Annotated in this window: 18 protein-coding genes; 5 read left to right on the top strand and 13 right to left on the bottom strand. The window is 60.0% G+C overall.

The window, feature by feature from the left end:
• Together IB252_RS24500 and IB252_RS24495 are read right to left on the bottom strand one after the other, a co-directional pair.
• Positions 1 to 1,092 carry an ABC transporter ATP-binding protein gene (locus tag IB252_RS24500; RefSeq protein WP_192410537.1) on the bottom strand — a complete coding sequence of 364 codons (1,092 nt, stop codon included), beginning with the start codon at positions 1,090 to 1,092 and terminating at the stop codon, positions 1 to 3.
• Positions 1,092 to 2,186 (bottom strand): ABC transporter ATP-binding protein, encoded by a 1,095-nt coding sequence (locus tag IB252_RS24495; protein ID WP_192410536.1) that lies wholly within the window; start codon positions 2,184 to 2,186, stop codon positions 1,092 to 1,094. The genes IB252_RS24500 and IB252_RS24495 overlap by 1 nt, the downstream gene beginning before the upstream one ends.
• A 383-nt stretch (positions 2,187 to 2,569) precedes the next feature.
• Here IB252_RS24495 and IB252_RS24490 point away from each other — a divergent pair, with 383 nt between their 5' ends.
• On the top strand, positions 2,570 to 4,435 hold the full coding sequence (locus tag IB252_RS24490; protein WP_192410535.1) for a sigma-54-dependent Fis family transcriptional regulator: 1,866 nt from the start codon (positions 2,570 to 2,572) through the stop codon (positions 4,433 to 4,435).
• Between the two features lie 164 nt (positions 4,436 to 4,599).
• On the opposite strand, the gene cysS is transcribed toward IB252_RS24490, so the two are convergent.
• Both cysS and IB252_RS24480 read right to left on the bottom strand, forming a co-directional pair.
• Positions 4,600 to 5,982: a cysteine--tRNA ligase gene (cysS, locus tag IB252_RS24485; protein WP_192410534.1), complete on the bottom strand. Its 1,383-nt coding sequence runs from the start codon at positions 5,980 to 5,982 to the stop codon at positions 4,600 to 4,602.
• A gap of 17 nt (positions 5,983 to 5,999) precedes the next feature.
• Positions 6,000 to 7,697 (bottom strand): glutamine--tRNA ligase/YqeY domain fusion protein, encoded by a 1,698-nt coding sequence (locus tag IB252_RS24480; RefSeq protein ID WP_134099155.1) that lies wholly within the window; start codon positions 7,695 to 7,697, stop codon positions 6,000 to 6,002.
• A 260-nt stretch (positions 7,698 to 7,957) separates the two neighbouring features.
• Between IB252_RS24480 and IB252_RS24475 the strand changes: the two genes are divergently transcribed.
• Positions 7,958 to 8,461 carry a peptidylprolyl isomerase gene (locus tag IB252_RS24475; RefSeq protein WP_111448978.1) on the top strand — a complete coding sequence of 168 codons (504 nt, stop codon included), beginning with the start codon at positions 7,958 to 7,960 and terminating at the stop codon, positions 8,459 to 8,461.
• On the top strand, positions 8,458 to 9,210 hold the full coding sequence (lpxH, locus tag IB252_RS24470) for a UDP-2,3-diacylglucosamine diphosphatase (RefSeq protein WP_192410533.1): 753 nt from the start codon (positions 8,458 to 8,460) through the stop codon (positions 9,208 to 9,210). The genes IB252_RS24475 and lpxH overlap by 4 nt, the downstream gene beginning before the upstream one ends.
• Positions 9,211 to 9,389: 179 nt before the next feature.
• On the opposite strand, the gene IB252_RS24465 is transcribed toward lpxH, so the two are convergent.
• From IB252_RS24465 to IB252_RS24435, 7 genes are all read right to left on the bottom strand, one after another.
• Positions 9,390 to 10,919 (bottom strand): DHA2 family efflux MFS transporter permease subunit, encoded by a 1,530-nt coding sequence (locus IB252_RS24465; RefSeq protein ID WP_192410532.1) that lies wholly within the window; start codon positions 10,917 to 10,919, stop codon positions 9,390 to 9,392.
• Positions 10,920 to 11,222: 303 nt separating this feature from the next.
• Positions 11,223 to 12,425 carry an efflux RND transporter periplasmic adaptor subunit gene (locus tag IB252_RS24460; protein ID WP_192410531.1) on the bottom strand — a complete coding sequence of 401 codons (1,203 nt, stop codon included), beginning with the start codon at positions 12,423 to 12,425 and terminating at the stop codon, positions 11,223 to 11,225.
• Positions 12,426 to 12,440: 15 nt separating this feature from the next.
• Entirely contained in the window at positions 12,441 to 13,910 is a 1,470-nt protein-coding gene (locus IB252_RS24455; protein WP_192410530.1) for an efflux transporter outer membrane subunit, read from the bottom strand.
• Positions 13,907 to 14,380, bottom strand: a complete 474-nt coding sequence (locus IB252_RS24450) for a MarR family winged helix-turn-helix transcriptional regulator (RefSeq protein WP_008146086.1) — start codon at positions 14,378 to 14,380, stop codon at positions 13,907 to 13,909. The genes IB252_RS24455 and IB252_RS24450 overlap by 4 nt, the downstream gene beginning before the upstream one ends.
• 220 nt (positions 14,381 to 14,600) lie before the next feature.
• The gene (locus tag IB252_RS24445) at positions 14,601 to 18,275 is read right to left on the bottom strand and encodes a translocation/assembly module TamB domain-containing protein (RefSeq protein WP_192410529.1); all 3,675 of its coding nucleotides are present in this window, start codon (positions 18,273 to 18,275) and stop codon (positions 14,601 to 14,603) included.
• On the bottom strand, positions 18,272 to 19,999 hold the full coding sequence (locus IB252_RS24440; RefSeq protein WP_192410528.1) for an autotransporter assembly complex protein TamA: 1,728 nt from the start codon (positions 19,997 to 19,999) through the stop codon (positions 18,272 to 18,274). The genes IB252_RS24445 and IB252_RS24440 overlap by 4 nt, the downstream gene beginning before the upstream one ends.
• Positions 20,000 to 20,064: 65 nt before the next feature.
• Positions 20,065 to 20,715 carry a GNAT family N-acetyltransferase gene (locus tag IB252_RS24435; RefSeq protein WP_046047485.1) on the bottom strand — a complete coding sequence of 217 codons (651 nt, stop codon included), beginning with the start codon at positions 20,713 to 20,715 and terminating at the stop codon, positions 20,065 to 20,067.
• Positions 20,716 to 21,011: 296 nt separating this feature from the next.
• Between IB252_RS24435 and xthA the strand changes: the two genes are divergently transcribed.
• Both xthA and IB252_RS24425 read left to right on the top strand, forming a co-directional pair.
• Positions 21,012 to 21,824: an exodeoxyribonuclease III gene (gene xthA / locus IB252_RS24430; protein WP_192410527.1), complete on the top strand. Its 813-nt coding sequence runs from the start codon at positions 21,012 to 21,014 to the stop codon at positions 21,822 to 21,824.
• Between the two features lie 200 nt (positions 21,825 to 22,024).
• On the top strand, positions 22,025 to 23,365 hold the full coding sequence (locus IB252_RS24425) for a substrate-binding domain-containing protein (RefSeq protein WP_192410526.1): 1,341 nt from the start codon (positions 22,025 to 22,027) through the stop codon (positions 23,363 to 23,365).
• A gap of 259 nt (positions 23,366 to 23,624) precedes the next feature.
• Here the strand turns inward: IB252_RS24425 and IB252_RS24420 are convergent, their stop codons facing one another.
• Both IB252_RS24420 and IB252_RS24415 read right to left on the bottom strand, forming a co-directional pair.
• Complete coding sequence (locus tag IB252_RS24420; RefSeq protein ID WP_056740408.1) at positions 23,625 to 24,143, bottom strand: ankyrin repeat domain-containing protein; 519 nt, start codon at positions 24,141 to 24,143, stop codon at positions 23,625 to 23,627.
• Positions 24,144 to 24,269: 126 nt separating this feature from the next.
• The gene (locus IB252_RS24415) at positions 24,270 to 26,108 is read right to left on the bottom strand and encodes a long-chain-acyl-CoA synthetase (protein ID WP_192410525.1); all 1,839 of its coding nucleotides are present in this window, start codon (positions 26,106 to 26,108) and stop codon (positions 24,270 to 24,272) included.
• Between the last annotated feature and the right edge of the window lie 118 nt (positions 26,109 to 26,226).

Genomic DNA, 26,226 nt, shown 5'->3' with positions numbered 1-26,226 from the left:
CTACGTCTCCAAGAGATATTCGTCGGCATACACCATCAACCATTGAGCCGGGAAGCTGATGTAGGCGGTTCCCTCAGGCACTGGCTTGTCTTCGGCCAGGCGCACTTTCAAAGGCGCGCCGTCGAGGTTCAGGGTCATGATCTTGTAGGTGCCAAGGTCTTCGACGTGTACGACCTGTGCCTGCATCGCCTCATCAAACGGCTCATCCCACACGTGCACGAACTCTGGACGGATGCCGACCTTCAGGGTTTTCCACTCGGACTCGGCAACGCGTTTCTGTTGAGCATCGGAAAGCGGCAAATGAGTCGAGGCAAAACCGACACCGCCTGGCTGCGGCTGAACCTCGATCAGGTTCATTCCCGGACTGCCGATGAAATAGCCGACAAAGGTGTGGCTCGGCCGCTCGAACAGTTCTCGCGGCGTACCGAATTGCACAATCTGCCCGCCATACATCACCGCGATCTTGTCGGCGAAGGTCGAGGCCTCGAGCTGATCGTGGGTGACGTAGACCATGGTGATGTTGAATTGCTCGTGGATCTGCTTGAGCTTGCGTCGCAATTTCCACTTCAGGTGCGGGTCGATCACAGTCAGCGGTTCATCGAAGAGGATCGCCGACACGTCATCGCGCACCAGTCCACGGCCCATGGAGACTTTTTGTTTTTCATCGGCGGTGAGGTTGCGCGCCTTCTTGCTCAGCAGCACCTGGAGGTCAAGGACTTCGGCGATTTCCTGCACCTTGCTGTGAATTTTCGCCTCGGCCATGCCCTGATTACGCAGCGGGAAGGCCAGGTTATCGAACACCGTCATGGTGTCGTAGACCACCGGAAACTGGAAAACCTGGGCGATGTTGCGCTTCTCCGGGGTCAGCTCGTTGACCACTTTGCTGTCGAACAGCACCTGACCCTGGGACGGGCTGAGCAATCCGGAAATGATGTTGAGCAAGGTCGACTTGCCGCAGCCCGAAGGCCCGAGCAAGGCATAGGCACCGCCCTGCTCCCAGACGTGGTCCATCTCGCGAATCGCGTAATCCTCGGGGCCAGTCGGCGTGCGGGTGTAACTGTGGGCGAGGTGCTGCAAACGGATTTCGGCCATCAGGCAACCCTCGCGATACGGCGACCGGGCGCCTGGACCAGCCGCCCCTGTGTATCGAAGACAAACAGTTTATGGGTCGGGATGTAGATACGAATCGGTGCATCGACGTCGTATTCGTGAACGCCGGGCAAGTGCAGCACCAACAGGAAATGCTCGTTGCGCACGTGCAGGAAGGTTTCCGACCCGCTGATCTCAGCCACCTCGACGGTCACCGCCAGTTCCAGGTCATCATCGTTGCTCGGCACCAACGAAATATGGCTGGGCCGAACGCCAAAGCGGAACTCACCCTCACCCACCGGCCGCAGATCGACGTTGAGCGGGAAGTGCACGAAATTGGCGAAGCTGACTTCGTTGCCGGCGATACGCCCCGGCATCAGGTTGATCGGCGGCTCGGAGAACAGCTCCGCGGCCAGCACGGTTTGCGGCTGGTGATAAACCTCGGAAGACTTGCCGCTCTGAATCACCCGGCCTTCGTGAAGAATCGTGGTGGTACCGCCCAGCGCCAGAGCTTCATTGGGTTCGGTGGTGGCGTAGATGGCGATGGTGTGGCGAGCCTTGAACAGTTCGCGCATTTCCTGACGCAGTTCTTCGCGCAGTTTGTAGTCGAGGTTCACCAGCGGCTCATCGAACAGAATCAGCTCGGCGTCCTTGACCAGCGCCCGGGCCATCGCCGTGCGCTGTTGCTGACCGCCGGAGAGTTCAAGCGGATGGCGCTGGAGAAATTTCTCGATGCGCAACATCTTCGCGGTTTCCAGCACTTTGCTCTGGATCAGCTCATTGGAAACGCCGCCCTGGCGCAAGGGCGAGGCGATGTTCTCGAACACCGTCATGGTCGGGTAGTTAATGAATTGCTGATAGACCATCGACACATTGCGCAAACGCACCGGGCGCTGGGTGACGTCGACGCCGTTCATCAGGATGCGGCCGCTGTCGGGCTTGTCCAGACCGGCCATCAGGCGCATGAGACTGGTTTTGCCGGACAGCGTGCGCCCGAGCAAAACGTTGAAGGATCCGGCTTCGAAATTAAGGCACGCATCGTCGATCCAGGTCTGGCCCTCGACGGTGCGGCTGACGTGCTCCAGGGTTAATGACATGGCTCGGCCTTTTTATTATTGGAGTCAAGCGACCGGAGCTACAGAGCGACATTCGTGCCAGAAATTGCAAGCCGTTGATCCGGCTTGAGAATCCTGCAAATGGAAGAAAAACCGCGTTCGTTGCTGAACAGAAATGAACAACCGCGACTGAACAATTGAACAATCCGGTGGTTGACAATGAACAATAGTGAACAACACTCTGTGGATGTTTTGTCTTGCCTGCAGATGCGCAAAGTCGCAGAACCTGTGGGAGCGAGCCTGCTCGCGATAGCGGTGGATCAGTCAGCATTGAAGTCGACTGACCAATCGCTATCGCGAGCAGGCTCGCTCCCACAGGGAACTACCTATAACAACAATAAAAGCTTGCTCAGAGATCGACTGCCATGGCCGCACCCGCCCTGCCGCTCTCCCACGACGCCATCATTCAGGACTCCTGGTCCCGATGCCGCGCGTTCGGCCTCAATCATCAGAGCGCCCCGGCGTTCGATCAGCTGCCGGCCGAGGGCATTGCGCAACTGCTGGAGAGCCAGCACTCACTGGTGCAAACCACTCACCAGGAAGTCCTGCCGTATTACGAGAACATCCTCAGCAACTCCAACTGCCTGATCATGCTCGCCGACAATCAGGGCCAGGTACTGACGTCCTGGGGCACCCAGCGTTTCATCGAGCCGAGCCTGACCCGCGGTTTCAGCGTCGGCGCCAGTTGGATGGAGCGTTGCAGCGGCACCAATGCGATCGGCACCGCGCTGGCCTGCGAGCAGGCGGTGCACATCGAGCACGATGAACACTTCCTCAAGGCCAACCGTTTCATGACCGGTTCCGCCGCACCGATTTTCGATGCCGAACGCAAGGTCATCGCGGTGCTGGATGTGTCCAGCGACAGCTACCTGCCGCCGTCCCACACCCTCGGCATGGTCAAGATGATGAGTCAGACCGTGGAAAACCGGCTGATCCTCAACCTGTTCCATGGCCAACATTTCCAGCTGACCTTCAACACCGGGCTGAATAACCTCGACAGCCAATGGGCCGGGCTGCTGATCTTTGATGAAACCGGCCAGGTGCTGTCGGCCAACCGCAGGGCTGACAATCTGCTGGGCATCAGTCTGTCGCGGGTCAGTGTCGAAAGCCTGTTCAAGGTCTCGCTGCTGGAGTTGTTGAACCAGCCGGACGGCCTCCCGTTTGCCTTGCAAACCTCGGGGCGCAACCGCTTTCAGTGCCTGTTGAAGCGGCCGAAACAGGCAGTGATTCAGGCGCGGCAATTTTCTGAAACAAAGAGCACAGAACCCAAGAGCGCCGAGCCCACGGTGGCGACACCGCAAGCGATCAGCCTCAATACACTGCATTTCGGTGACAGCCGCGTGGAAAAAGCCGTGCGCCAGGCCGAGCGGTTGCTGGAAAAAGACATTCCGCTGTTGATCCACGGCGAAACCGGGGTCGGCAAGGAAGTCTTCGTCAAAGCCCTGCATCAGGCCAGTTCGCGCAACAAACAACCGTTCATTGCCGTCAACTGTGCAGCCATCCCCGCCGAACTGGTGGAGTCCGAACTGTTTGGTTACGAGAAAGGCGCGTTTACCGGCGCCAACCAGAAAGGCAGCATCGGGCTGATCCGCAAGGCCGACAAAGGCACCCTGTTCCTCGATGAAATCGGCGATATGCCGTTGCCGACTCAGGCTCGACTGCTGCGAGTGTTGCAGGAGCGTTGCGTGCAACCGGTGGGCAGCAGCGAGCTGTTCCAGGTGGATATACGGATTATTTCGGCGACCAACCGCTCGCTGCGCGAACAGGTGCAGTTGGGGCGGTTTCGTGAGGATTTGTATTACCGGATTGGTGGTTTGACCCTGGAACTGCCGCCATTAAGAGAACGCAGTGATAAAGAGGCCTTGTTCAAACGTCTGTGGGAACAGCACCGCGAACCATCGCAGTGGGCCGGGCTGAGCCGAGAGGTGATGGAGTTGTTCAGCCGTCATCCGTGGCCGGGGAATTTAAGACAGGTCAGCAGCGTGATCCAGGTAGCGCTGGCCATGGCCGAGGAACAACCGGTGCGGCCGGAGCATTTGCCGGATGATTTTTTTGTCGATCTGGAGATGGAACCGGTGGATTCGCCGGAGCCGTTGGCGGTGGATTTGAATGATGCAGAGGAATTGAATCGGCAGCTGCAGGCGGCTGGGGGGAATATTTCGCACTTGGCCCGACGGCTGGGGGTTAGCCGCAATACCCTATACAAGCGGCTACGTCAGACAGGCGACTGATCGTTCCCACGCTCTGCGTGGGAATGCAGCCCGGGACGCTCTGCGTCCCATGCCGAAGCGGACGCGGAGCGTCCATTGAGGCATTCCCACGCAGAGCGTGGGAACGATCAGTGGAGCAAACAAAACCCGCACAAGGCGGGTTTTGTTTGTAGCAAACGCAGCAATCAGTCAGCCAGACGCCAGGTCGTGCCGCCCTTGCCGTCTTCCAGCACCACGCCCATCGCGGTGAGCTGGTCGCGGATACGGTCGGATTCGGCCCAGTCTTTACCAGCACGTGCCGCCAGACGCGCAGCAATCAGCGCATCAACTTCAGCCGCATCCACCCGCCCTTCAGCGCCGGCCTGCAAGAAGTCATCCGCCTCAAGCTGCAACACGCCCAGCACACTCGCCAACTCCTTCAAACGAGCCGCCAGACCGGCCGCAGCATTGAGATCGCTCTCACGCAGACGGTTGATCTCGCGAACCATCTCAAACAGTACGGCACAGGCTTCCGGCGTGCCGAAGTCGTCGTTCATCACCTGGGTGAAACGCTCGACGAAGGCTTCGCCACCAGCAGGCGCGACGTTCGGCAGACCTTTCAACGCATGGTAGAAACGCTCGAGTGCGCCCTTGGCGTCCTTGAGGTTGTCTTCCGAGTAGTTGATCGCGCTGCGGTAGTGGCTCGACACCAGCAGGTAACGCACGACTTCCGGGTGGTACTTTTCCAGCACGTCGCGAATGGTGAAGAAGTTGTTCAAGGACTTGGACATCTTCTCGCCATTGATGCGAATCATGCCGCAATGCATCCACGCGTTGGCGTAGGTCTTGCCGGTGGCCGCTTCGCTCTGGGCGATTTCGTTTTCGTGGTGCGGGAACTCGAGGTCGCTGCCGCCGCCATGAATATCGAACGTCTCACCGAGGCAGCAGGTGGACATCACCGAGCACTCGATGTGCCAGCCCGGACGACCGTCGCCCCAAGGCGATGGCCAGCTCGGTTCGCCCGGCTTGGCGCCCTTCCACAGCACGAAGTCCAGCGGGTCTTGCTTGGACTCGTCGACTTCGATCCGCGCGCCGATGCGCAGGTCTTCGATTTTCTTGCGCGACAGCTTGCCGTAGCCCATGAACTTGGCGACGCGGTAATACACGTCGCCATTGCCCGGGGCGTAGGCGTAACCCTTGTCGATCAGGGTCTGGATCATCGCGTGCATGCCGGGGATATGCCCGGTGGCGCGTGGTTCCATGTCCGGCTTCTGGATGTTCAGGCGCGCTTCGTCTTCGTGCATCGCCGCGATCATGCGCTCGGTCAACGCTTCGAACGACTCGCCGTTCTCGTTGGCCCGATTGATGATCTTGTCGTCAATGTCGGTGATATTGCGCACATAAGTCAGGTCGTAGCCGCTGAACCGCAACCAGCGGGTCACCAGGTCGAACGCGACCATGCTGCGGCCGTGGCCCAGGTGGCAATAGTCGTACACGGTCATCCCGCAGACGTACATGCGCACCTTGTTGCCATCCAAGGGTTTGAAGACTTCTTTGCTCTTGGTGAGCGTGTTGTAGATCGAAAGCACGTTAGAGGTTCCTTGAATCACTGGCCCCACGAATCACGTAAGGTCACGGTACGGTTGAATACCGGAGCGCCCGGTTTCGAGTCCTTGATATCCGCGACGAAGTAACCTTCGCGTTCGAACTGGAAACGGTCTTCCGGCTGTGCATTGCCCAGCGAAGGCTCAGCACGACAACCGGTGAGGACTTGCAGCGAGTCAGGGTTGATGTTGTCCAGGAAACTGGCGCTGTCTTCGGCCTTCTCAGGGTTGGCCGAACGGAACAGGCGATCGTACAGACGCACTTCGCATTCGACGCTGGCCGCAGCCGGCACCCAGTGAACCACGCCTTTGACCTTGCGGCCTTCAGGGTTTTTGCCCAATGTTTCCGGGTCGTAGGAGCAACGCAGTTCGACGATGTTGCCATCGGCGTCCTTGATCGCTTCGTCGGCGCGGATCACGTAGCTGCCGCGCAGACGCACTTCGCCGGCCGGTTCCAGGCGCTTGTAGCCTTTTGGCGGCTCTTCCATGAAGTCTTCACGGTCGATGTAGATCTCACGGGCGAACGGCAGGACGCGCACGCCCATGTCTTCTTTCGGATGGCACGCCAGTTCGAGGTTCTCGACCTGGCCTTCCGGGTAGTTGGTGATCACGACTTTCAGCGGACGCAGCACGCACATGGCACGCGGGGCGCTGTGGTCGAGGTCGTCACGGATGCTGAATTCGAGCATGCCGAAGTCGACCACGCCGTCGGAACGGTTGGTGCCGATCATTTCGCAGAAGTTGCGGATCGATTTCGGCGTGTAACCACGGCGGCGGAAGCCGGACAGCGTGGACATGCGCGGATCGTCCCAGCCATGAACGTGCTTTTCATCGACCAGTTGCTTGAGCTTGCGCTTGCTGGTGATGGTGTAGTTCAGGTTCAGACGGCTGAATTCGTACTGACGCGGTTGCGCCGGCACGGGCAGGTTCTCGAGGAACCACTCGTACAGCGGACGATGGCTTTCGAACTCCAGGGTGCAGATCGAGTGAGTGATGCCTTCGATGGCGTCCGACTGACCGTGGGTGAAGTCGTAGTTCGGGTAGATGCACCACTTGTCGCCAGTCTGGTGGTGATGCGCGTGACGGATGCGATACATGATCGGGTCGCGCAGGTTCATGTTCGGCGAGGCCATGTCGATCTTGGCCCGCAGTACGCGTGCGCCGTCCTTGAATTCACCGGCCTTCATGCGGGCGAACCAGTCCAGGTTCTCTTCCACGGAGCGATCGCGGAACGGGCTGTTCTTGCCCGGCTCGGTCAGCGTGCCGCGATATTCCTTGGCCTGTTCAGGGCTCAGGTCATCGACGTAGGCCTTGCCGGCCTTGATCAGTTCAACGGCCCAATCGTGCAACTGGTCGAAATACTGCGAGGCGTAGCGCACTTCACCGGACCATTCGAAGCCCAGCCACTTGACGTCGCTTTCGATCGCGTCGATGTATTCCTGGTCTTCCTTGGCCGGGTTGGTGTCGTCGAAACGCAGGTGCGTGACGCCGCCAAATTCCTGGGCCAGGCCGAAGTTCACGCAAATCGACTTGGCGTGACCGATGTGCAGGTAGCCGTTGGGCTCAGGCGGGAAACGGGTGACGATCTGCGTGTGCTTACCCGAGTCCAGGTCCGCCTGGATGATCGGGCGCAGGAAATTGACCGGCACGGCAGGGCCGGTCTTGGAATTCGAGGTAGGGTCGACAGTGGGCTTGCTCATAGGATCCTTGAACGTACAAGTGCGCGGCCAGTTGGCCAAATCAAAGCGGCGGTTAAAACAAAGGGGCTTATCATAGCCGATGCCGTCAAGTCGCTGACAGCGCAGGGCAAAAAACGGCTGCATTTAATCGGATGCAAATGAAAAACAGCCTCGAAATTCGCGCCCGGCACGCTAAACTGCGCATCTTGGCCAAAATTGGCCGGACCGGTTGAGGGCTTCAACGCCCCGAAACCCACGAATTATTTGAATGAGTACCGATCATGACCCAAGTCAAACTGACCACCAACCATGGCGACATCGTCCTGGAACTGAACGCTGAGAAAGCCCCGATCACCGTGGCCAACTTCATCGAGTACGTCAAAGCCGGTCACTACGAAAACACCGTTTTCCACCGCGTCATCGGTAACTTCATGATCCAGGGCGGCGGTTTCGAGCCAGGCATGAAAGAAAAGAAAGACAAGCGCCCAAGCATCCAGAACGAAGCCGACAACGGCCTGCCGAACGAGAAGTACAGCGTTGCCATGGCCCGCACCATGGAGCCGCATTCGGCTTCCGCCCAGTTCTTCATCAACGTCGCTGACAACAGCTTCCTGAACCACAGCGCCAAGACCACTCAGGGCTGGGGTTACGCCGTGTTCGCCAAGGTCGTTGAAGGCACCGACGTGGTCGACAAGATCAAAGGTGTTTCCACCACCATGAAGTCCGGCCACCAGGACGTACCCGCAGAAGACGTGATCATCGAGAAAGCCGAGATCATTGAGTGATACTGCTGATTTCAGACTTGCATCTGGAAGAGGAGCGCCCGGACATCAGCCGGGCGTTTCTGGATTTGCTCGCCGGACGCGCCCGCTCGGCGAGTGCGTTGTACATCCTGGGCGACTTTTTCGAGGCGTGGATTGGCGACGATGCCATGACGCCGTTCCAGCGTTCCATTTGCCAGGCCCTGCGCGAACTCAGCGACAGCGGCACGGCCATTTTTCTGATGCACGGCAATCGCGACTTCATGCTCGGCCAGGCCTTCTGTAAACAGGCCGGCTGCACATTGCTGAAAGACCCGAGTGTCGTGCAGTTTTACGGCGAGCCGGTGCTATTGATGCACGGCGACAGCCTCTGCACCCGCGACGAGGCTTATATGAAGCTGCGTCGCTATCTGCGTAATCCGGTCACCCTGTTCATCCTGCGGCACTTGCCGTTGCGGACTCGCCATAAACTGGCGCGCAAGCTGCGCAGTGAAAGCCGTGCGCAGACGCGGATGAAGGCCAATGACATTGTTGATGTCACGCCCGAAGAAGTGCCGCGGATCATGCAGGCCTATGGCGTGAAGACCTTGATCCATGGGCATACCCATCGCCCGGCCATTCACAAATTGCAGATTGGCGAGCAGGCGGCCAAGCGGATTGTGTTGGGGGATTGGGACCGTCAGGGGTGGGCGTTGCAGGTGGATGAGCAAGGGTTTGCGCTGGCGCCGTTCGACTTCGCCCCGCCGCCGCAACTGGCAGCACCCACTATCTAACCGCCAAACATAAAACCCTTGTGGGAGCGAGCCGGCTCCGGGCGGCGTTCCGACGATGGCGGACTCATATTCAACATCTATGTTGACTGATCTACCGCTATCGCGAGCAGGCTCGCCCCCACAGGGGTCAGTGTTTTTTTTTCAAGTTTTGAGCCAGTCACCTATCTGCTGCGTTTGACTTAGTGGCCAGACGCTGCAGGCCCCGCCTTCGCCGCAAACGGCGGTTTCGCCAGCCACACCAGCACAATCAAGCCCATGAACGCCCACCCCAGCAACGTGAAGTAATCCACGGTGGAGAGCATGTACGCCTGACTGGTCAGCACATGATCCAGCTGCGTATACGCCGGGTTGCTCGCCCCGCCCAGGCTGTTCAACGCCTCGCGGGTAGCCGGCTCATAGGTGCTGATGCTTTCACTCATATAGGCGTGGTGCTGATCGGCCCGGCGAATCCAGATCCAGGTCGTCAGCGAGGCCGCAAAACTACCGCCCAAGGTCCGCAGGAACGTCGCCAGGCCCGCGCCGTCGGCGATCTGGCTCGGTGGCAGGTCCGACATCAGAATGCTCAAGGTCGGCATGAAAAACAGCGCGACGCCAATCCCCATGAACAACTGCACCAGGGCGATGTGCTGGAAGTCCACTTCGTTGGTAAACCCGGCACGCATGAAGCAGCTCAGGCCGATCGCCAGGAACGCCAGGCCGGCCAGCAGCCGCAGGTCGAACTTGTGCGCGTACTTGCCGACAAACGGCGACATCAGCACCGGCAGAATCCCGATCGGCGCCACCGCCAGTCCCGCCCAGGTCGCCGTGTAACCCATCTGGGTTTGTAGCCATTGCGGCAGGATCAGGTTGATCCCGAAAAACCCGGCGTAACCCAACACCAGCACAATCGTGCCGATGCGGAAGTTGCGGTAAGCGAACAGCCGCAGGTTGACCACCGGGTGTTTGTCGGTCATTTCCCAGATCACGAACACCGCCAGTGCGATCACTGAAATAGCCGCGCCGATGAGGATGAAGTTCGACTCGAACCAATCCAGGTCGTTACCCTCGTCGAGAATCACCTGCAAGGCGCCGACGCCAATGATCAGCGTGATCAAACCAACGTAATCCATCGGCTGGTAACTGGTTTCCACTGGCCGTGCCTTAAGCTGCGAGCGCACCACCATCACCGCGAAAACACCGATCGGCACGTTGATAAAAAAGATCCACGGCCAGCTATAGCTGTCGGTAATCCAGCCGCCAAGGATGGGACCTGCAATCGGCGCCACCACCGTGACCATCGCCAGCAACGCCAGGGCCATGCCACGCCTGGCCGGCGGATAGACGGCAATCAGCAGCGTTTGAGTCATCGGGTACAACGGACCTGCCACCAGACCTTGAAGCACCCGAAAGCCAATCAGCTCCGGCATCGAGGTCGAGATACCGCACAGAAACGAAGCCAGCACGAACAGAATCGTCGCCCAGAGAAACAGCTTCACCTCGCCGAAGCGCCGGCTGAGCCAACCGGTCAGCGGCAGCGCGATGGCGTTGCTCACGGCGAACGAGGTAATCACCCAAGTGCCCTGCTCCGAACTCACGCCGAGGTTGCCGGAAATCGTCGGCAGCGCCACGTTGGCGATGGTGGTGTCGAGTACTTGCATGAAGGTCGCCAGCGACAGGCCAATGGTGCTGAGCAGCAGGCTGGGCGGCGTGAAAGACGCGTTATTGCTCATTGCGAATCCTTTGAAACCTGATTGGCGCTGCGCCTGTTACAGACGCAGCTGACCTTGTGGGAGTGAGCCTTTGTGGTGAGAGAGCTTTTGTGGCGAGGGGATTTATCCCCGTTGGGTCGCGAAGCGGCCCTGAACCTGTGACTGCGGTATCTCAGAAAAACCGCATTCACCGGTTTGCGACTGCTTCGCAGCCGAACGGGGTGGTGCGGCATTCCGATAAATCCCCTCGCCACAAAAGCTCTCTCACCAAAGAGGCTCCCTCGCCACAAAGGCTCACTCTCACAGGGTCGGTGTGATGACTGATCAGCGTTGAACGGTTTTGCTGACCGCAGCGCTGTTGTCGTGGATCAACTGAGTGATCATCGCGTCGGCCTCGGCCAACTGACGGTCGTAGACGTTGGTGCTGAACGAGGCCTTTTGCGGCGACTGTTGCGCCAGCACCGGGCCGCTCTGGTCACGCAGGTTCACATCGACCTGAGTCGACAGGCCGACCCGCAACGGGTGCTTGGCCAGTTCTTCGGCGTTGATGTGAATCCGCACCGGCACCCGCTGGACGATCTTGATCCAGTTGCCTGTGGCGTTCTGCGCCGGTAGCAAGGCAAACGCGCTACCGGTACCGGCACCGAGGCTGTCGATGGTGCCGCTGAACTTCACGTCACTGCCGTACAGGTCGGCTTCGATGTCCACAGGCTGCCCGATGCGCATGTCACGCAGCTGGGTTTCCTTGAAGTTGGCGTCGATCCACAGCTGATCCAGCGGAATCACCGCCATCAAGGCGGTGCCCGGCTGGACGCGTTGGCCCAGTTGTACCGAGCGCTTGGCCACGTAACCGGTCACCGGCGCGATCAAGGTGCTGCGGGAGTTGTTCAAGTAAGCCTGACGCAATTGCGCGGCAGCGGACATCACGTCCGGGTGCGACGACACCACCGTGTCATCGACCAGCGCGCTGGTGGTTTTCAGTTGCTGTTTGGCGTTGGCCAGGGCGTTTTGCGCCGAGGTCAGGTCATCGCGAGCGTGGGACAGTTCTTCCTGGGAAATCGCCCCGCCAGCGGCGAGGTTTTTCCGGCGATTGAAGTTGTCCTGAGCCTTTTGCACTTCGGCCTGCTGCGCATTGACTTGGGCTTTCATGCCGTCGACGTTGCTGTACAAGCCGCGAACCTGACGCACAGTGCGGGCCAGATTGGCCTGGGCACTTTGCAGACCGACTTCGGCGTCGTTCGGGTCGAAGTTGATCAGCACCTGGCCTTCATGAACCAGGTCGCCATCGTCGGCACCGATGCTGACCACGGTGCCAGTGACCAACGGAGTGATTTCCACCACGTTGCCGTTCACATAGGCGTCGTCGGTGCTTTCGTTCCAGCGCCCGTAGAATTCGTGATAACCCCAGACGCCGATACCGGCGAGGATCACCACGATTGCGAGCACTACCAGCATGACTTTGCGTTTGCGCGAATTGCGGGTGTCTTGTGCGTTGTCAGGGGTTGGTGTCGTTTCGGCAGTGGCCATGACAAATACCTCGAATTAGTTGTGCTGCGTGGCTGGGGCTGCGTTGGCTGCGGTCAGGGTCTCGCCCTGGAAGCCGCCGCCCAGCGCCTGCATCAATTGGATCGACAGGTCGATCTGCTCGGCATTCAGGTTGGCCAGCTGACGCTGGGCCTGGAGCAGTTGCTGCTCGATGCTGAGCACGTCCAGGTAATTCCCGATGCCGGAACCGTACCGCTGGACCACGGTGTTGTAAGAATCCCGGGCAATGTCGGTGGCGCGCTGCTGTGTCCCGATCTGCCGGCCGATATCGCGCAACTGGTTGATGGTGTCGCTGACATCGCCCAGGGCTTTCACCAGGCTTTTGTTGTACTGCGCCACCGCGAGGTCGTAATCGGCGTCGCGGGAATCGAGGTCGGCGCGCAGGCGGCCGCCGTCGAAAATCGGCACCGAGATCGTTGGTGCAATGTTGAAGAAGCGACTGGCTGAACCGAACATCGCATCGCCCAGCAACGACTCGGCACCGGCCGCGGCGCTCAGGTTGAGGTTGGGGTAAAAGCGGGTTTTGCCGGCGTCGATGTTCTTGCTCGCCGCCTCGACCCGCCAACGCGCGGCCACCAGGTCTGGACGTCGACCGAGCAACTCGGCCGGCAGCACCGAGGGCAACGCAACGGCGCTGGCCTGGAGGATTTTCGGCCGGGCGATTTCATTGCCGCGATCCGGGCCTTTGCCGAGCAAGACGGCCAAGGCGATTTTCGCGCTTTGCAGGCGTTTTTCGGCGTCGATCAGGCTGGCTTCAGACGTGGCTTCCAGGCTTTCGGTTTGCTGGAACTGGTACTGGCTGTCGATCCCCGAGCTCAGGCGACGCTGGCTCAGGTCGAGCATTTGTTTGGTGCGTTTGAGGTCTTCACTGGCCAGGTCGTAGACGATGTGCGCCTGACCCAGATCGCTGTAGGCGCGAGCGACGTCGGCGGACAACGTCAGCTGAGCGGCCTGTTGATCGACTTCGGCAGCACGGGCCTGACCCAATGCGGCTTCCCAGGCATCACGCTGACCGCCCCAGAGGTCGAAGTTGTAATTGAAACTGGCGCTGAGGTTGCGCACGGTGGAGTACGTGCCGCCCTGCCCGCTCGGGTCCTGATCCCGGGCCAGACGCGAACGGCTGACACCAGCGCTGGCATCAAGAGTCGGCATGCGCGCGGCATCCGCTGCATAAGCGGCAGCGCTGGCCTGGTGGGCGCGGGCGTCGGCAATTTGCATGTCGGGGCTGTCGTGCAGGGCTTCGCGGATCAAGCCGTCGAGCTGTGGGTCGCAGAGGCTTTTCCACCAATCGCTTTTCGGCCAGGCCGCGGGCGACAGGGTCACGCCGCTGAGGGATTGCCCGGCCTTGAGGGTTTTCGCATCCAGGCTTTTGCCTTCGGTGGTCAGGCCGCTGTAGCTGGCGCAACCGGCCAGGGTCATGGCCGCCAGCACCAGGCTCAGGCCGGTACGCAGGGTTTTACTGCTCATTTGTCACCTACCCGCAGCAGGGTGATCGAGTCACCGGCTGCCACCAGAATTTTCTTGAGGATCTGTTCCAGGGTTTGCAGCTCCTCTGGGGTGATCGCGCCAGCCAGTTCATTCATGGCGTCGGCACCGATCTCCGGCAGGCGATCAGTCAACTGCTGGCCTTGCTCGGTCAGCACCAGCTGAACCTGACGGCGATCCGCCTCGGAGCGTTGGCGGGCGAGGAAGCCTTTCTGTTCCAGACGATCGAGCATGCGGGTCATCGATCCGCTGTCCAGCGACAGGTGACGGCACAGCTCGGCCGGGGTATCGACGCCGAACTGGGCCATGATGATCAGCACTTTGAACTGCGCGGCGGTGATGCCGTGGGGTTCCATATGCGTGTCGATGATCCGGTCCTTGAGCAGCGCAGCGCGCCCGAGCAAGAGGCCGAGATGGCACGTGTGGAATTCGTCTGGGGTGAAATGCTTCATCTGACCACCGATTAGCTGCCTAGGCAGAGAATGTATGTCGAGATGTTACTGCCTAGGCAGCAAATGTCAACGTAATAGTTAGGTTGCTTGCTATTTAGTTGATAAATGGCAGCCGTCAGACCGCTATCGCGAGCAGGCTCGCTCCCACAGGTTCGGTGTGATCCTTGTGGGAGCGAGCCTGCTCGCGATGGGAGCGACTCGGTTTTGGAGGAGCAGGAGTCTAGAAATCCCGCTTATAGAAGATGTCCAGCGAACTGGCCACGCCGCCCGCCGCTTCGAGGTAGACCTTTTTGCTCAGCTTGTAACGCAAGGCGATGGTGTTGGCCGGCTCGAACACGCCAACCCCATAACGCAGGCTGAGCTTCTCGGAGATATTGCCGCTGGCGACCACGCTGGTGGCGTTGCCGCTACCCTCGGTATCGAGCTGGAAATCCTGAATCCCCAGGTTTTTTGCCAAGCCGCTGGTCACTCCCGAACTGCCCATCAACCCCAACCCGAGCGCCGCTTGGGCGAGCATGTTGTTGTCTTCACCGTTACTGGCCAACGGACGCCCCAGCACCAGATAGGACAAGGCCTGCTCCTGACTCATCGCCGGCTCGGAGAAGATCTGTGTGGTCGGCTGCTCCGCGCTGCCGCTCAGGCGAATGCCGGCGATCACGTCGTCGGTCTGGCGAATCGCTTCGATGTCCAGATACGGCTGATCGATCGGGCCGGCAAACAGCAAACGCGCCCGGCGCACGGTCAACCGCTGACCGTAGGCACGATAACGCCCATCGTTGAGCCAGAGCTCGCCGCGGGTGTCCATGTTGTCGCCGATGTGCACATGACCTTGCAGGTTGGCGGTCAGGCCAAACCCGGCGAAGCTGAGTTTGTCCTGACCGACCACCACATCGATGTCCATCGCCATGGCCATTGGGGGTTTGCCCTCTTCGGTCTGCTGACCAACGATCACCGTGTCATCGGACACCTTGACCGTCGATGGCGGCAACTCGCGCACGGTGATCTCGCCTTTTGGCACCAGCACCTTGCCGACGATCGCCAGTTTGTCGTCCTTCATCGAAATCTTCAGGTCCGGCGCCACTTCCAGCTTGGCGTAGGGCTCGACGGTGACGGGCAATTGCGTGCCTTTGAGCGCCAGATCCACCACCAATGCCTGACCCCAGGCGATGTTGCCGCTCAAAGTGCCCTGCCCGGTCTTGCCGCTTTTCCAGCCGCCATTCAATTGCACATTTTCACCAGCAATCACGGCTTGTAGTTGCAGCGCTTCGAGGTCCATTGGCAGTTCAGGCCCGGAAATCTCGCCATCGCTGAGCAGTAGATTGCCGTTGACCTGCGGCGCCAGCAGCGTACCGGCGAGCGTGCCGCTGCCATTCAAGCGTCCGGTCAGTTTCTCGACCATCGGCACGAATGGCCGCGCCACCGACAGATCCAGACCACTCAGGCGGAACGAGCCGGTCAGTGGTTTGTCCTTCGGCAACGGATTGATTTGCGCCTGGAGCATCAGCTCACCGAGCTTGCCGCCGACGAAGTTGAGGTCAGTGTCGATGCGCTTGGGCGTGAGTTTGCTGTTGAGTTTCAGGGTCTGGTACGGGAAGTCCAGCCACTGGTCCTTTTCCTTGATGCGCAACGTGCCGCCGCTGGCATCAACGCTGATCTGGCCGTTCGGGCCGCTGGCCGGCAGGTCCAGTTGCAGGTCGGCGTTGAGCCGGCCCTTCCAGGCGAAATCCTTGGGCAACCACTGCGCCAGGCTGTCGATCGGGAACTGTTTGAGGTGATAACGCAGCTTCGGCTCAGGCATCAGGCGCTGATCCTCGCCGCACAGGCTGGCCGGGCCGGACGTCCAGCAGTGAGCGCCAAAATTGATCTTGCCGTCCGCCAGCCGTTCAAGCTTCGCCGGACCTTGCAGTTTCCAGTCTTGACCGCCGGCCTGGATATCGCCGCTGGCCAGGCGCCCACGCCAATTGCCTTGGTCCAGATTGCCGTCGAGGCCGAGAGCGAGTTTCAGCTTCGGCCCTTGCAGGTCGAGGGTGAGTTTCTGGTTTTTGATATCGCCCTGCCCGCTGGCGGTCAGCGTGCCCAGCGACGTTTCACCGGCCTGAATGCCGCTGCCTTTGAGGTCGATTTTCGCCCGTTGCGCACTGTCGAGGGTGGCATCCAGATTCAGGCTTTGCAGGCGATTGTCTTCGAAGGCCAGTTGCGTGCCTTGCAGTCCGAGCTTGCCTTGCGGGGCCTTGAGTGTCCCGGCGACATCGACGCGACCATTGAGCTGGCCGCGCAGTTGCGGCCACAACTGAGCCAGGCGCGGCAGCTTGATATCGATCTGACCGGCGAGCTTCTGTTGCAGGCTGCCCTTGCCGTTGATGCTGTTGTCGCCGAGGCGAATTTGCAACGCGCTGAGGTTCCATTGCTCGCCACCGCCATCGGCTTTGGCCTGGATTACTGCCGGTTGGCCGCGCAGTTTGCCTTTCAAGTCGAGATCAGCGGTCAGGCTGAGTTTTTCATTCTTCATCTCGCCCTTGCTGCGCAACGGTCCGGCCAGGGTTCCCGGCAACTCCGCGACCCAGTACGCCGGGTTGATCGCCGACAAGTCCAGCGCCGTGTCCCAGGCAATGCCGTCGGCGAATTGCAGGTTCAGGTGCCCTTCGGCCTTGCCCTGCCCGGCTTCGAGTTGAATTTGTTGCAGGTAGATCTTCGTCAGGTCGCCGCTGAACGGGCTGGTCAGGCTGAACGCCCCGGCCGGGCCGTCGAGTGCGGCTTTGAAGCTGCCCAGGTATTTACCGTCGGTGTAGGAGACTTCACCGTTGAAACTGCGCAACGCCACTTCGGGCTCGTCGATCAGTGGATAGAGGCTGTGCCACGGAAAATCCAGCCAGTCGATCTTGGCATCGGCGCTCAGGCCTTTGCTCCAGTCGAGGTTGCCGGTGAGTTTCAGGCGTTGCTTGTCGTTGGCCGTGAGGTCCAATCCGGCGATCTGAGCGCCATTAGCATCGACCTTGCCTTGCAGCAGCAACGCGACCGGGCCTTTTTCACCAGGCAACGTGGCTTTGCCGAGCAACTGGTAACCGTTTTTCAGGTCACCGTCGCCGGTGAGTTCCAGTTGGTTGAGTTGCAGGGTGTCTGGCAGATCGGCACCAGGCTTGAAGCCGTCAGCGGTGATCCGCACTTTGGCCGGCAGGTTTTCCACCAGCGGTTGCAGTTCGCCGGTCAATTGTCCGTTCAGGTAACCGCTGCTGTCGGCTTTCAGGTTCAGGGTTTTCAGCAGATCGCCGTCGACCTTCAGGGCCAGTGTCCAGGGCCCGGTACCGGGAGCTGGCAAGGTCAGTTTGCCTTCGGCCTTGAGCGGCCAGTTACCGCTGGGTTGCAGCAGGCCTGAAAGATTCAGGCTCAGGTCATCCCTTTGCAAATGAACGGAATCGATCTGCAAACCGTTGGCTGTCCAGTGCGCCGCCAGTTGCAGGCCCTTGAGTTCTTCGCTGCCGTTGAACAGCAGGCTGCCGACCTGGACATCGCCCAGCTCGATGGCCAAGGGCAACTTCAGATCCGGGAGACTGATCGGCCCGCTGCTTTCTTCTTCTGTGCCTGGCGGGAATTGCAGGCTGACCTGATCGGCTTTCAATTGCTCGATGCACAGGGTCATGCGCGTCAGGCACAGCGGCGACCAGGCGAAAATCACCTTGCCCAGCTCAACCCGGCTGCTGTCCTGCTGCCACAGCACATGGTCGGCACTCCATTGCCCGCCTAAACGGCCCTGGAAGTTCTCGACGGTCAAACCCGGCACAAAGCCGAGCGCCCAACGACTGCCCGCCGCCGTGCCAAGCACCGTGGCCACGGTCAGGACGACCAGCATCAGCAGCGCCAGAATCGCCAACAGCGTTATCTTCAAACCACGATTCACAGCTCAGGCCCCATGGAAAAGTGCAGTCGAATGCCGCCCTCGTCGTCCATCGCATGGGCCAGGTCGAGGCGTATCGGGCCCACCGGCGAGACCCAGCGCACGCCGATACCGACGCCGGTCTTGAGGTTCGGCAGTTCGAGGGTATTGAAGGAGTTGCCTTGGTCGATGAAGGTCGCGACCCGCCATTTTTCGGCGATGGAATATTGATACTCGACGCTGCCGGCGATCATGTAGCGGCCACCGATGCGATCGCCCTCGGAGTTTTCCGGGGACAGGCTCTGATAGTCGTAACCGCGCACGCTCTGATCGCCACCGGCGAAGAAGCGCAGCGACGGCGGCACCGATTTGTAGCCGTTGGTGGCGCTGCCGCCGACCTGTACCCGACCGAGGAAGCGGTGTTTGTCGAAGACCGTGGTCAAGCCTTTCACCAACGCGGTGCCGTAAATCAGGTTGGTGTCGGAGCCCAAACCTTCCTTGGCCACTTTGGTCTCGAATCCCAGGCGATAACCGTTGTGCGGGTCGATGCGGTTATCACTTTTAAGGTAGGAATAGCTGACGCCAGGCATCAGCAACGTGCTGAGCCCCGAGTCGTCGCCGAGCCTGTATTCCTCGCGCTGCCACTTGAGCGATACCACTCGCTGCCAACCGCTGGGCAGCTTGCTGTGCCACTCGGGGCCGAGGGTCAGCAGTTTGCTGAGGGAGTCCTTGTCGGCAATTTCTTCATTCTGATAGCCACCGGCGAACCGCAGCTTGTCGGTCAGCGGTGGGTCCAGGGGAATGTCGTAGAACACACCGACGTTCTGCCGAGGCGCCGAAACTTCGGTCTCCCAGCCATAGCTGTGCCCCTGAGGGTTGACCCAGTGCCGGGTCCAGTTGGCCTTGATCCGTGGGCCGACGTCGGTGGAAAAACCCAGCCCGAGGCCCATGGTCCGTGGTTTGCGGGTTTCGAGTTTGACGTCCACCGGGATCACGTCGTTCTTGGACGCCGTCGGCGCCGCATCCACCCGCACGCTTTCGAAATAGCCGCTCGATTGCATGGCCTGATTGAGTTCGGCGATCAGTTCGGAGTCATAAGGCGCGCCGGCCTTGAACGGCACCATGCGTTGCAGCAGGTCTTCGTCGAACGGCGTATCACCCTCGAAACTGACCTTACCCAGTGAATAACGCGGGCCGCTGTTGTAGATCAGTTCGATGTCGGCAACGCCGGCTCGCGGGTCGACCAACAATTTCTGGCTGCTGAAATAACCACTGAAATAACCGTAGCGCGAGGCCTGATTCTGAATCAGGCGCTTGGCGTCTTCGTAATGGCCATGGTTGAGCACTGCGCCGGTTTTCAGCGCATTGCTTTTGGGTACACGAAATGATTTGAGGGAGGCGGCCGGGCCGTCGATGCGAATAGTGACGTTGCGCAAATGCACCGGCTCGCCGGGATCGATGTTCAGCACCAGGCGCGGCGTCTTGCCGCCCTTCACATCCGAGTCGATCTGCGGCTGGTAATAACCCAAGGCCTGGGCGGCCTTGCGCGCCTGTTCTTCGGCGCCCCGACTGAAGCGCAGCAAGGCTTCTTCGTCTCGATCGCCGAGGCTGCCGATATAGCCCTCTATATTGGCTTTCAGTTCATCGTTGGACGGTTTGATCCGCACATCCAATTCACTTTGCGCCAGCGCCGCGCAGCTGGTAATCAGCATCAGCACACCGCTGGTAATTCTTCCTGGAAACTTCATAGGCGCGGATGCTATCACGAGCTTGGGAGCGTGATAGAGCCTGGCGTGCGGTGAAAGTTCTACCTTTATGCCGTTGCTGTTTGTAACACCTGCGGATTGGCGTGGAAAAACACGTGTTCGCGAATCGGTCCTACGGCGACCTCACCAATTTCCTCATAGCCCTGGCGCTTATAGAACTCCAGGTAACGAGGATTCCCGGTATCGAGGATGACGCCCTCGGAGTGCTCATCCACCGCGCACCAGTTGTGCACCGCTTGCAGCAACTGTTCGCCAAAGTGTTTGCCCTGGAATTGCGGATGAACCCCCAGCAATGGCAGCAGGTGCACCGAATCGGACGGCACGCAAGCCATCACGGCATCGTGATACTCGAGATAGCGTCGGGTGCAGCGGAACCCGGTGCTGAGCACCATGCGCAGACGCCAGGCCCAACTTTCGGTGATGCCCAGGCGACGTTGCGGCGGCGCGATCAGCGCGATGCCGATCAACCGGTCGTTGACCAGCAGGCCGATGGCCGGCAAGTCCTGAAGGAAATGTTGCTTGACCAGTTCGCGCACGGTGGCCCGGACCCGTTGCTCATAACCGGGACGCTCCGCTTCGAACAGGTAGCCGAACGTCGGCTCATGCCGGTAAGCCTGGTACAACAGCGAACGCGCTTCGCGGGAATAGCCGCTGTCGAGCATGTGAATATCGGCGATGACGGTCGAGGTTTCGGGCATAACGGTTGATCTCCCCTGGCACAGGTCAAATGACTGCGCTCTTCTGGTTACGAGCCTATAGCGCTGGCACAGTTCCTTGCTGATCCGAATCAGTGTTGGCTGTGATGCCGCCATCGCGAGCAGGCTCGCTCCCACAAGGTATAGACCAGACTCACCCCCTGTGGGAGCGAGCCTGCTCGCGATGGGGCCCTAACTGCCAATTTAGATCTGACAGAACACAGTGAATCCCCTCACCCCAACACTGGCCCCATTCCTACATGTCAGCTAGCATCGCCCTTTTGCCAGGACTGCCGACCATGAAGATCGTCTCCTTCAACATCAACGGGCTGCGCGCTCGCCCCCATCAGCTGGCGGCGCTGATCGAAAAGCATCAGCCCGATGTGATCGGACTGCAGGAAACCAAGGTTCACGACGACCAGTTCCCGCTGGCCGAGGTTCAGGCGCTGGGCTATCACGTATATTTCCACGGTCAAAAAGGTCACTACGGCGTGGCCCTGCTCTCGCGTCAGGAACCTATCGCGCTGCACAAAGGTTTCGTCACCGATGAAGAAGATGCTCAGCGCCGCTTCATCTGGGGCACGTTCGCCGATGCCAATGGCGTGCCGGTGACCATCATGAACGGCTATTTCCCACAGGGCGAAAGCCGCGATCACCCCACCAAGTTCCCGGCCAAGGAACGCTTTTACAGCGATCTGCAACAATTGCTGGAAAGCCAGTTCAGCAACGATCAGCCGCTGGTGGTGATGGGCGACGTGAACATTTCCCCAGAAGACTGCGACATCGGTATCGGCCCGGACAACATGAAACGCTGGCTGAAAACCGGCAAATGCAGTTTCCTGCCGGAAGAACGCGAGTGGATGGCCCGTTTGAAGAACTGGGGCCTGGTGGACAGCTTCCGTCACTTGAACCCGGAGGTGGTCGACCGTTTCAGCTGGTTCGACTACCGTAGCCGCGGTTTTGAGGATGAGCCCAAGCGTGGGCTGCGGATTGACTTGATCATGGCGTCCCACGGGTTGTTGCCACGGGTGAAGGATGCGGGCGTGGATTACGAATTGCGCGGGATGGAAAAGCCGTCGGATCATGCGCCGATCTGGCTTGAATTGAGCTGATCCGGTTTCGCTGATCGTTCCCACGCTCTGCGTGGGAATGCCGCCAGGGACGCTCCGCGTTCCGCCTCTGGAAGTGACGCAGAGCGTCACAGGATGCATTCCCACGCAGAGCGTGGGAACGATCTGTCACACCCTGTCATCTTTCAGAAACCTTACTGACTTATTCTCCCGGCACTTCCTTTGGCTTGTAAGGTGCTGGCATGACGCTGCGCGTGTTGTTCCTGTTGATGCTGTGTGCCTGGCTGCCGCTGGCGGCGTCGGCTGGCGCGTTGCCGACGCCCGAGGCTGACCCGGTGCTGCGCATCCAGGGTTCCAACACCATCGGCGCGGCATTGGGCCCGGCGCTGGTTGAGGGGTTGATGCGCGAACAGGGCCTGCTGAAGATTCACAGCGAAGCCCCGGACACAGCCAACGAGCTGCGCGTCATCGGCGAAACCGTTCAGGGCCGCCGGGTCGCGGTGGACATTGCGGCCCACGGTTCCAGCACCGGTTTCACCGCCCTGAAAACCGCCACCGCCGACCTCGCCGCCTCCTCGCGCCCGATCAAGGACAGCGAACGGGCAGACCTTGCACGCTTGGGCGACTTTAAAAGCGTCGGCGCCGAGCAGGTCATCGCCATCGATGGCCTGGCGATCATTCTTCATCCGCAAAATCCATTGCATGAACTGAACACCGAACAATTGGCGCGAATCTTCAGCGGCGAGGCAAAAACCTGGGAAGAACTCGGCGGCAGCGGTGGGACGATTCATCTCTATGCGCGGGATGACCAATCGGGCACCTACGACACGTTCAAGGAATTGGTCCTCAGCCGTCGTGGGAAAACCCTGAGCAGCGCTGCAAAACGGTTCGAATCCAGCGAGCAATTGTCCGACGCGGTCAGCCTGGACCCGCAAGGTATCGGCTTCATCGGCCTGCCTTACGTGCGTCAGGCCAAAGCCGTGGCGATTGCCGATGGCCAATCCCAAGCCATGCTGCCGCTCAACAGCCTGATTGCCACGGAAGACTATCCGCTGTCCCGTCGGCTGTTCTTTTACCTGCCGCCCAACGGGAAAAATCCCTGGGCCGACGCATTGGTGGCGTTCGCCCAAAGCAGCAAGGGCCAGGCGATTGTCGCGGCCAATGGTTTTATCGCCCAGACCGTCCAGGCCATGACGGTCACGCCGAATGCATTGATGCCGGAGGGTTATCAGGCGCTCAGCCGTCACGCCCAGCGCCTGACCGTGAATTTCCGTTTCGAAGAAGGCAGTGCGACGCTGGACAACAAGGCCCGGCAGGACCTGTCGCGGGTGCTCGACTATATAAAGCAGCGTGACAAGACCAATCGGCAGGTGACGTTGGTGGGGTTTGGCGACGCCAAAAGTGATCCGGCGCGGGCCAATTTGCTGTCGAAACTGCGCGCCATGGCGGTGCGGCGGGAACTGGTGAAAAGCGGCGTGGTGTTTCGCGAGATTCGTGGTTTTGGCGCCGAGATGCCGGTGGCGGCCAATAGCGCGGATGAGGGGCGAATCAAGAATCGGCGGGTTGAGGTGTGGGTGTATTGAGACCCGCCCGATTCAGGCCGACCACACTGTGATCAGTGGATTGACCAGTGTGCAGGGGGATTTATCTGTGACTGGGGGATTTATCTGTGGCGAGGGGATTTATCCCCGTTGGGTGGCGCAGCCACCCCATTCCAGTCACCGATGCTTCTCAGGAAGACCGCGTCAACCGGATTGACGACTGCTTCGCAGCCGAACGGGGTGGTGCGGCATTCCGATAAATCCCCTCACCACAGGTTTTTAGTTGCCTCAGGATTTGCAATCAGCCAAGCAGTTTCTGCAACTGCGCCGTGGTGTCCACTGCGCCCATGGTCTTGGCGGCATCCAGCGCAGAGACGCCATTGGCGTCCTTGGCTTTCGGGTCGGCGCCTTTGCTGATCAGGTAGTCGACGATTTCCACGCGATTGAACATCGCCGCCATCATCAGCGCAGTGCGACCGTCGAAGGACGAACCTTCCACTTGCGCGCCGCCTTCAACCAGTGCCTTGACCACCGCCAGATCACCCTTGAACGCCGCGCCGGCAATCGGGCTCTGGCCATTGTCGTTGCGGATTTCCGGGTCGGCCTTGTGCTCGAGCAGGACTTTTACCGTCTCCACGTGGCCGTGGTAAGCGGCCAGCATCAGCAAGGTGTCACCCTTGTGGTTACGCAGGTTCGGCGGCAGGCCCTTGGTCAACAGCGCGGCCATCATGGCCGCATCGCCCTCACGCGCTTTGTTGAATACCTGTTCGGCAAATTCAGCGGCTTCTTCGGGGGACATCTGGCGGCTTTGGTCTGACATTGGGCACTCCACGTTCTGTTATTCGCAAAGCCGACAGTTTCCCGAGCAGCCCCGAGGCTGTCACTTCTTTTTTCTCATGGACAGCCATAGCCACATTCAATAGCGCTGCATTCAATAACGCTGCATTCAATAACGAAAAGCGCCGCCGTGAATATCCGCCAGCAACTGCGCAGTGACCTGCACGTAAGTCTGGGTCCCTGGCAGCCAGGCATAGATCGGATCGTCGCCGGTTTTGCCGGGGTCGAAGGCTTCATCCTTAAGCCGGGTCTTCTGATATTTGAAGGTGCCCGTGGTCTCCATTTTCACCTTCACCCGCAGGAACAACGGCACCGCATAGGCGGGCATTTGCTCACGGGCGAACGCCAGCAGCTCACTGAAATCCAGGGTCGCCAGGGACTCGGCTGGCGTAATCGCCGCCATCCCGGCACGCCCGTTGGTGTTGCGGATTTCCACGCCGTAGGCCACGGCTTCGGAAATATTCGGGTGTTGCAAAAGGATGTTCTCGACCTCGGTGGTCGAGACGTTTTCGCCCTTCCAGCGGTAGGTATCGCCCAAACGGTCAACAAACTGCGCGTGACCGAAACCGATGTTGCGCAGCAGGTCACCGGTATTGAAATAACGGTCGCCCTTCTCGAACACGTCGTGCAGCACAACCTTTTCGGTCTTCTGCGGATCGGTGTAGCCATCCAGCGGTGCCTTGTCGTCGATCTTCGCCAGCAACAGCCCCTGCTCGCCTTTGGCGACTTTGCGCATGAAGCCCTTGGCATCCCGAATCGGCGCGCCGCTGTCGTGGTCGTACGCCGCCAACTCCCATGACATCAGGGAAAACCCGACGGTGTTATCAAAGTTGAGGATGTTGGTGAAGCCGATGTTGCCGTCGCTGGCGGCGTACAGCTCACAGATATGATTCACCCCGAATCGCGTCTTGAACTCGCCCCACGCGCCGGGGCGCAGGCCATTGCCGATCATCTTCGTCACCCGGTGCTGGCTGTCGTCGAGGCTGGGCGGTTGATCCACCAGGTAGCGGCACAGTTCGCCGACGTATCCGAGGGTGGTCGCGCGGTACTTGCGCACATCGTTCCAGAATTGGCTGGCGCTGAACTTGCGGCGAATCGCAAAGCCCGAGGCGCCACTGATCGCCGAGCCCCAGCACACGCACAGCCCGGTGGCGTGATAGAGCGGCAAGGTGCAATAGACGACATCCTCCGGGTGCATATCCAGAGCGATCAGCCCGAAGCTCGCGGAGCTGCGCATCCAGCGGCCGTGCTTGAACACCCCGGCCTTGGGCAAGCCGGTGGTGCCCGAGGTGTAGATATAGAAACAAGGGTCGTCGAAAAAAACCTGCTGACTGCTCGCGGGGTTGGCGCTGGAGCTGTCGGCACTGGCGGTCATCAGGTTGATGAACCCCTCGGGCGCAATGCCCGGATGGCTGAAGGTGTCTCGATCAGCGACGAACCAGGTGCGCGCCGCGTCGATCGACACCCGTTCGCGAACCGCCGAAAACGCCGGTACCAACTCTTCTCCGACGATGATCGCCGCAGGTGCCACCAGGTTCAGGCTGTGAGCCAGGGTATCGCGGGTCTGCGAAGTATTGAGCAACGCACTGATCGCGCCGACCTTGGCCACCGCCAGGATCGTCACCAGCAGTTCCGGGCGATTCTCGATAAAGACCGCTACCACATCGCCCTTGCGGATGCCTTGGGCAATCAAATGATGGGCAATGCGATTCGCCCACTGGTTGACCTGAAAATACGTCAGCGCCATCTCGCCCTGCAGCAATGCCGGGCCATCGGGATTGCGCAATGTCGCTTGCTCAAAGCTCCAGCCCAGGCCGCACGGTTGGGTCGGGTCCTTGACGTTGGCGGCGTTCATGCCTTTCACCACGCGAGGAATGGCTTTGGCAATGGAAGGCAGCTTGCGGAGCATCATGCCCCAGGTAATCGTGTCGTTCGGCGTGCGGCTCATGGTTGCTCCCGGTCGATCTTTTTATTGTTCGGGCGGCGTTGATTGAGGCCGAAAATACGTCAGCGGTTCCTGAGCTGTACACGCGGTTTTTGAAATGATTTGTATCCACGTCTGCGGC

It is taken from the genome of Pseudomonas sp. PDM10 (assembly GCF_014852295.1).
Taxonomy (GTDB): domain Bacteria; phylum Pseudomonadota; class Gammaproteobacteria; order Pseudomonadales; family Pseudomonadaceae; genus Aquipseudomonas.
The sequence above is the reverse complement of the archived record's forward strand: the minus strand, read 5'-3'. Positions and strand labels throughout refer to the sequence as shown.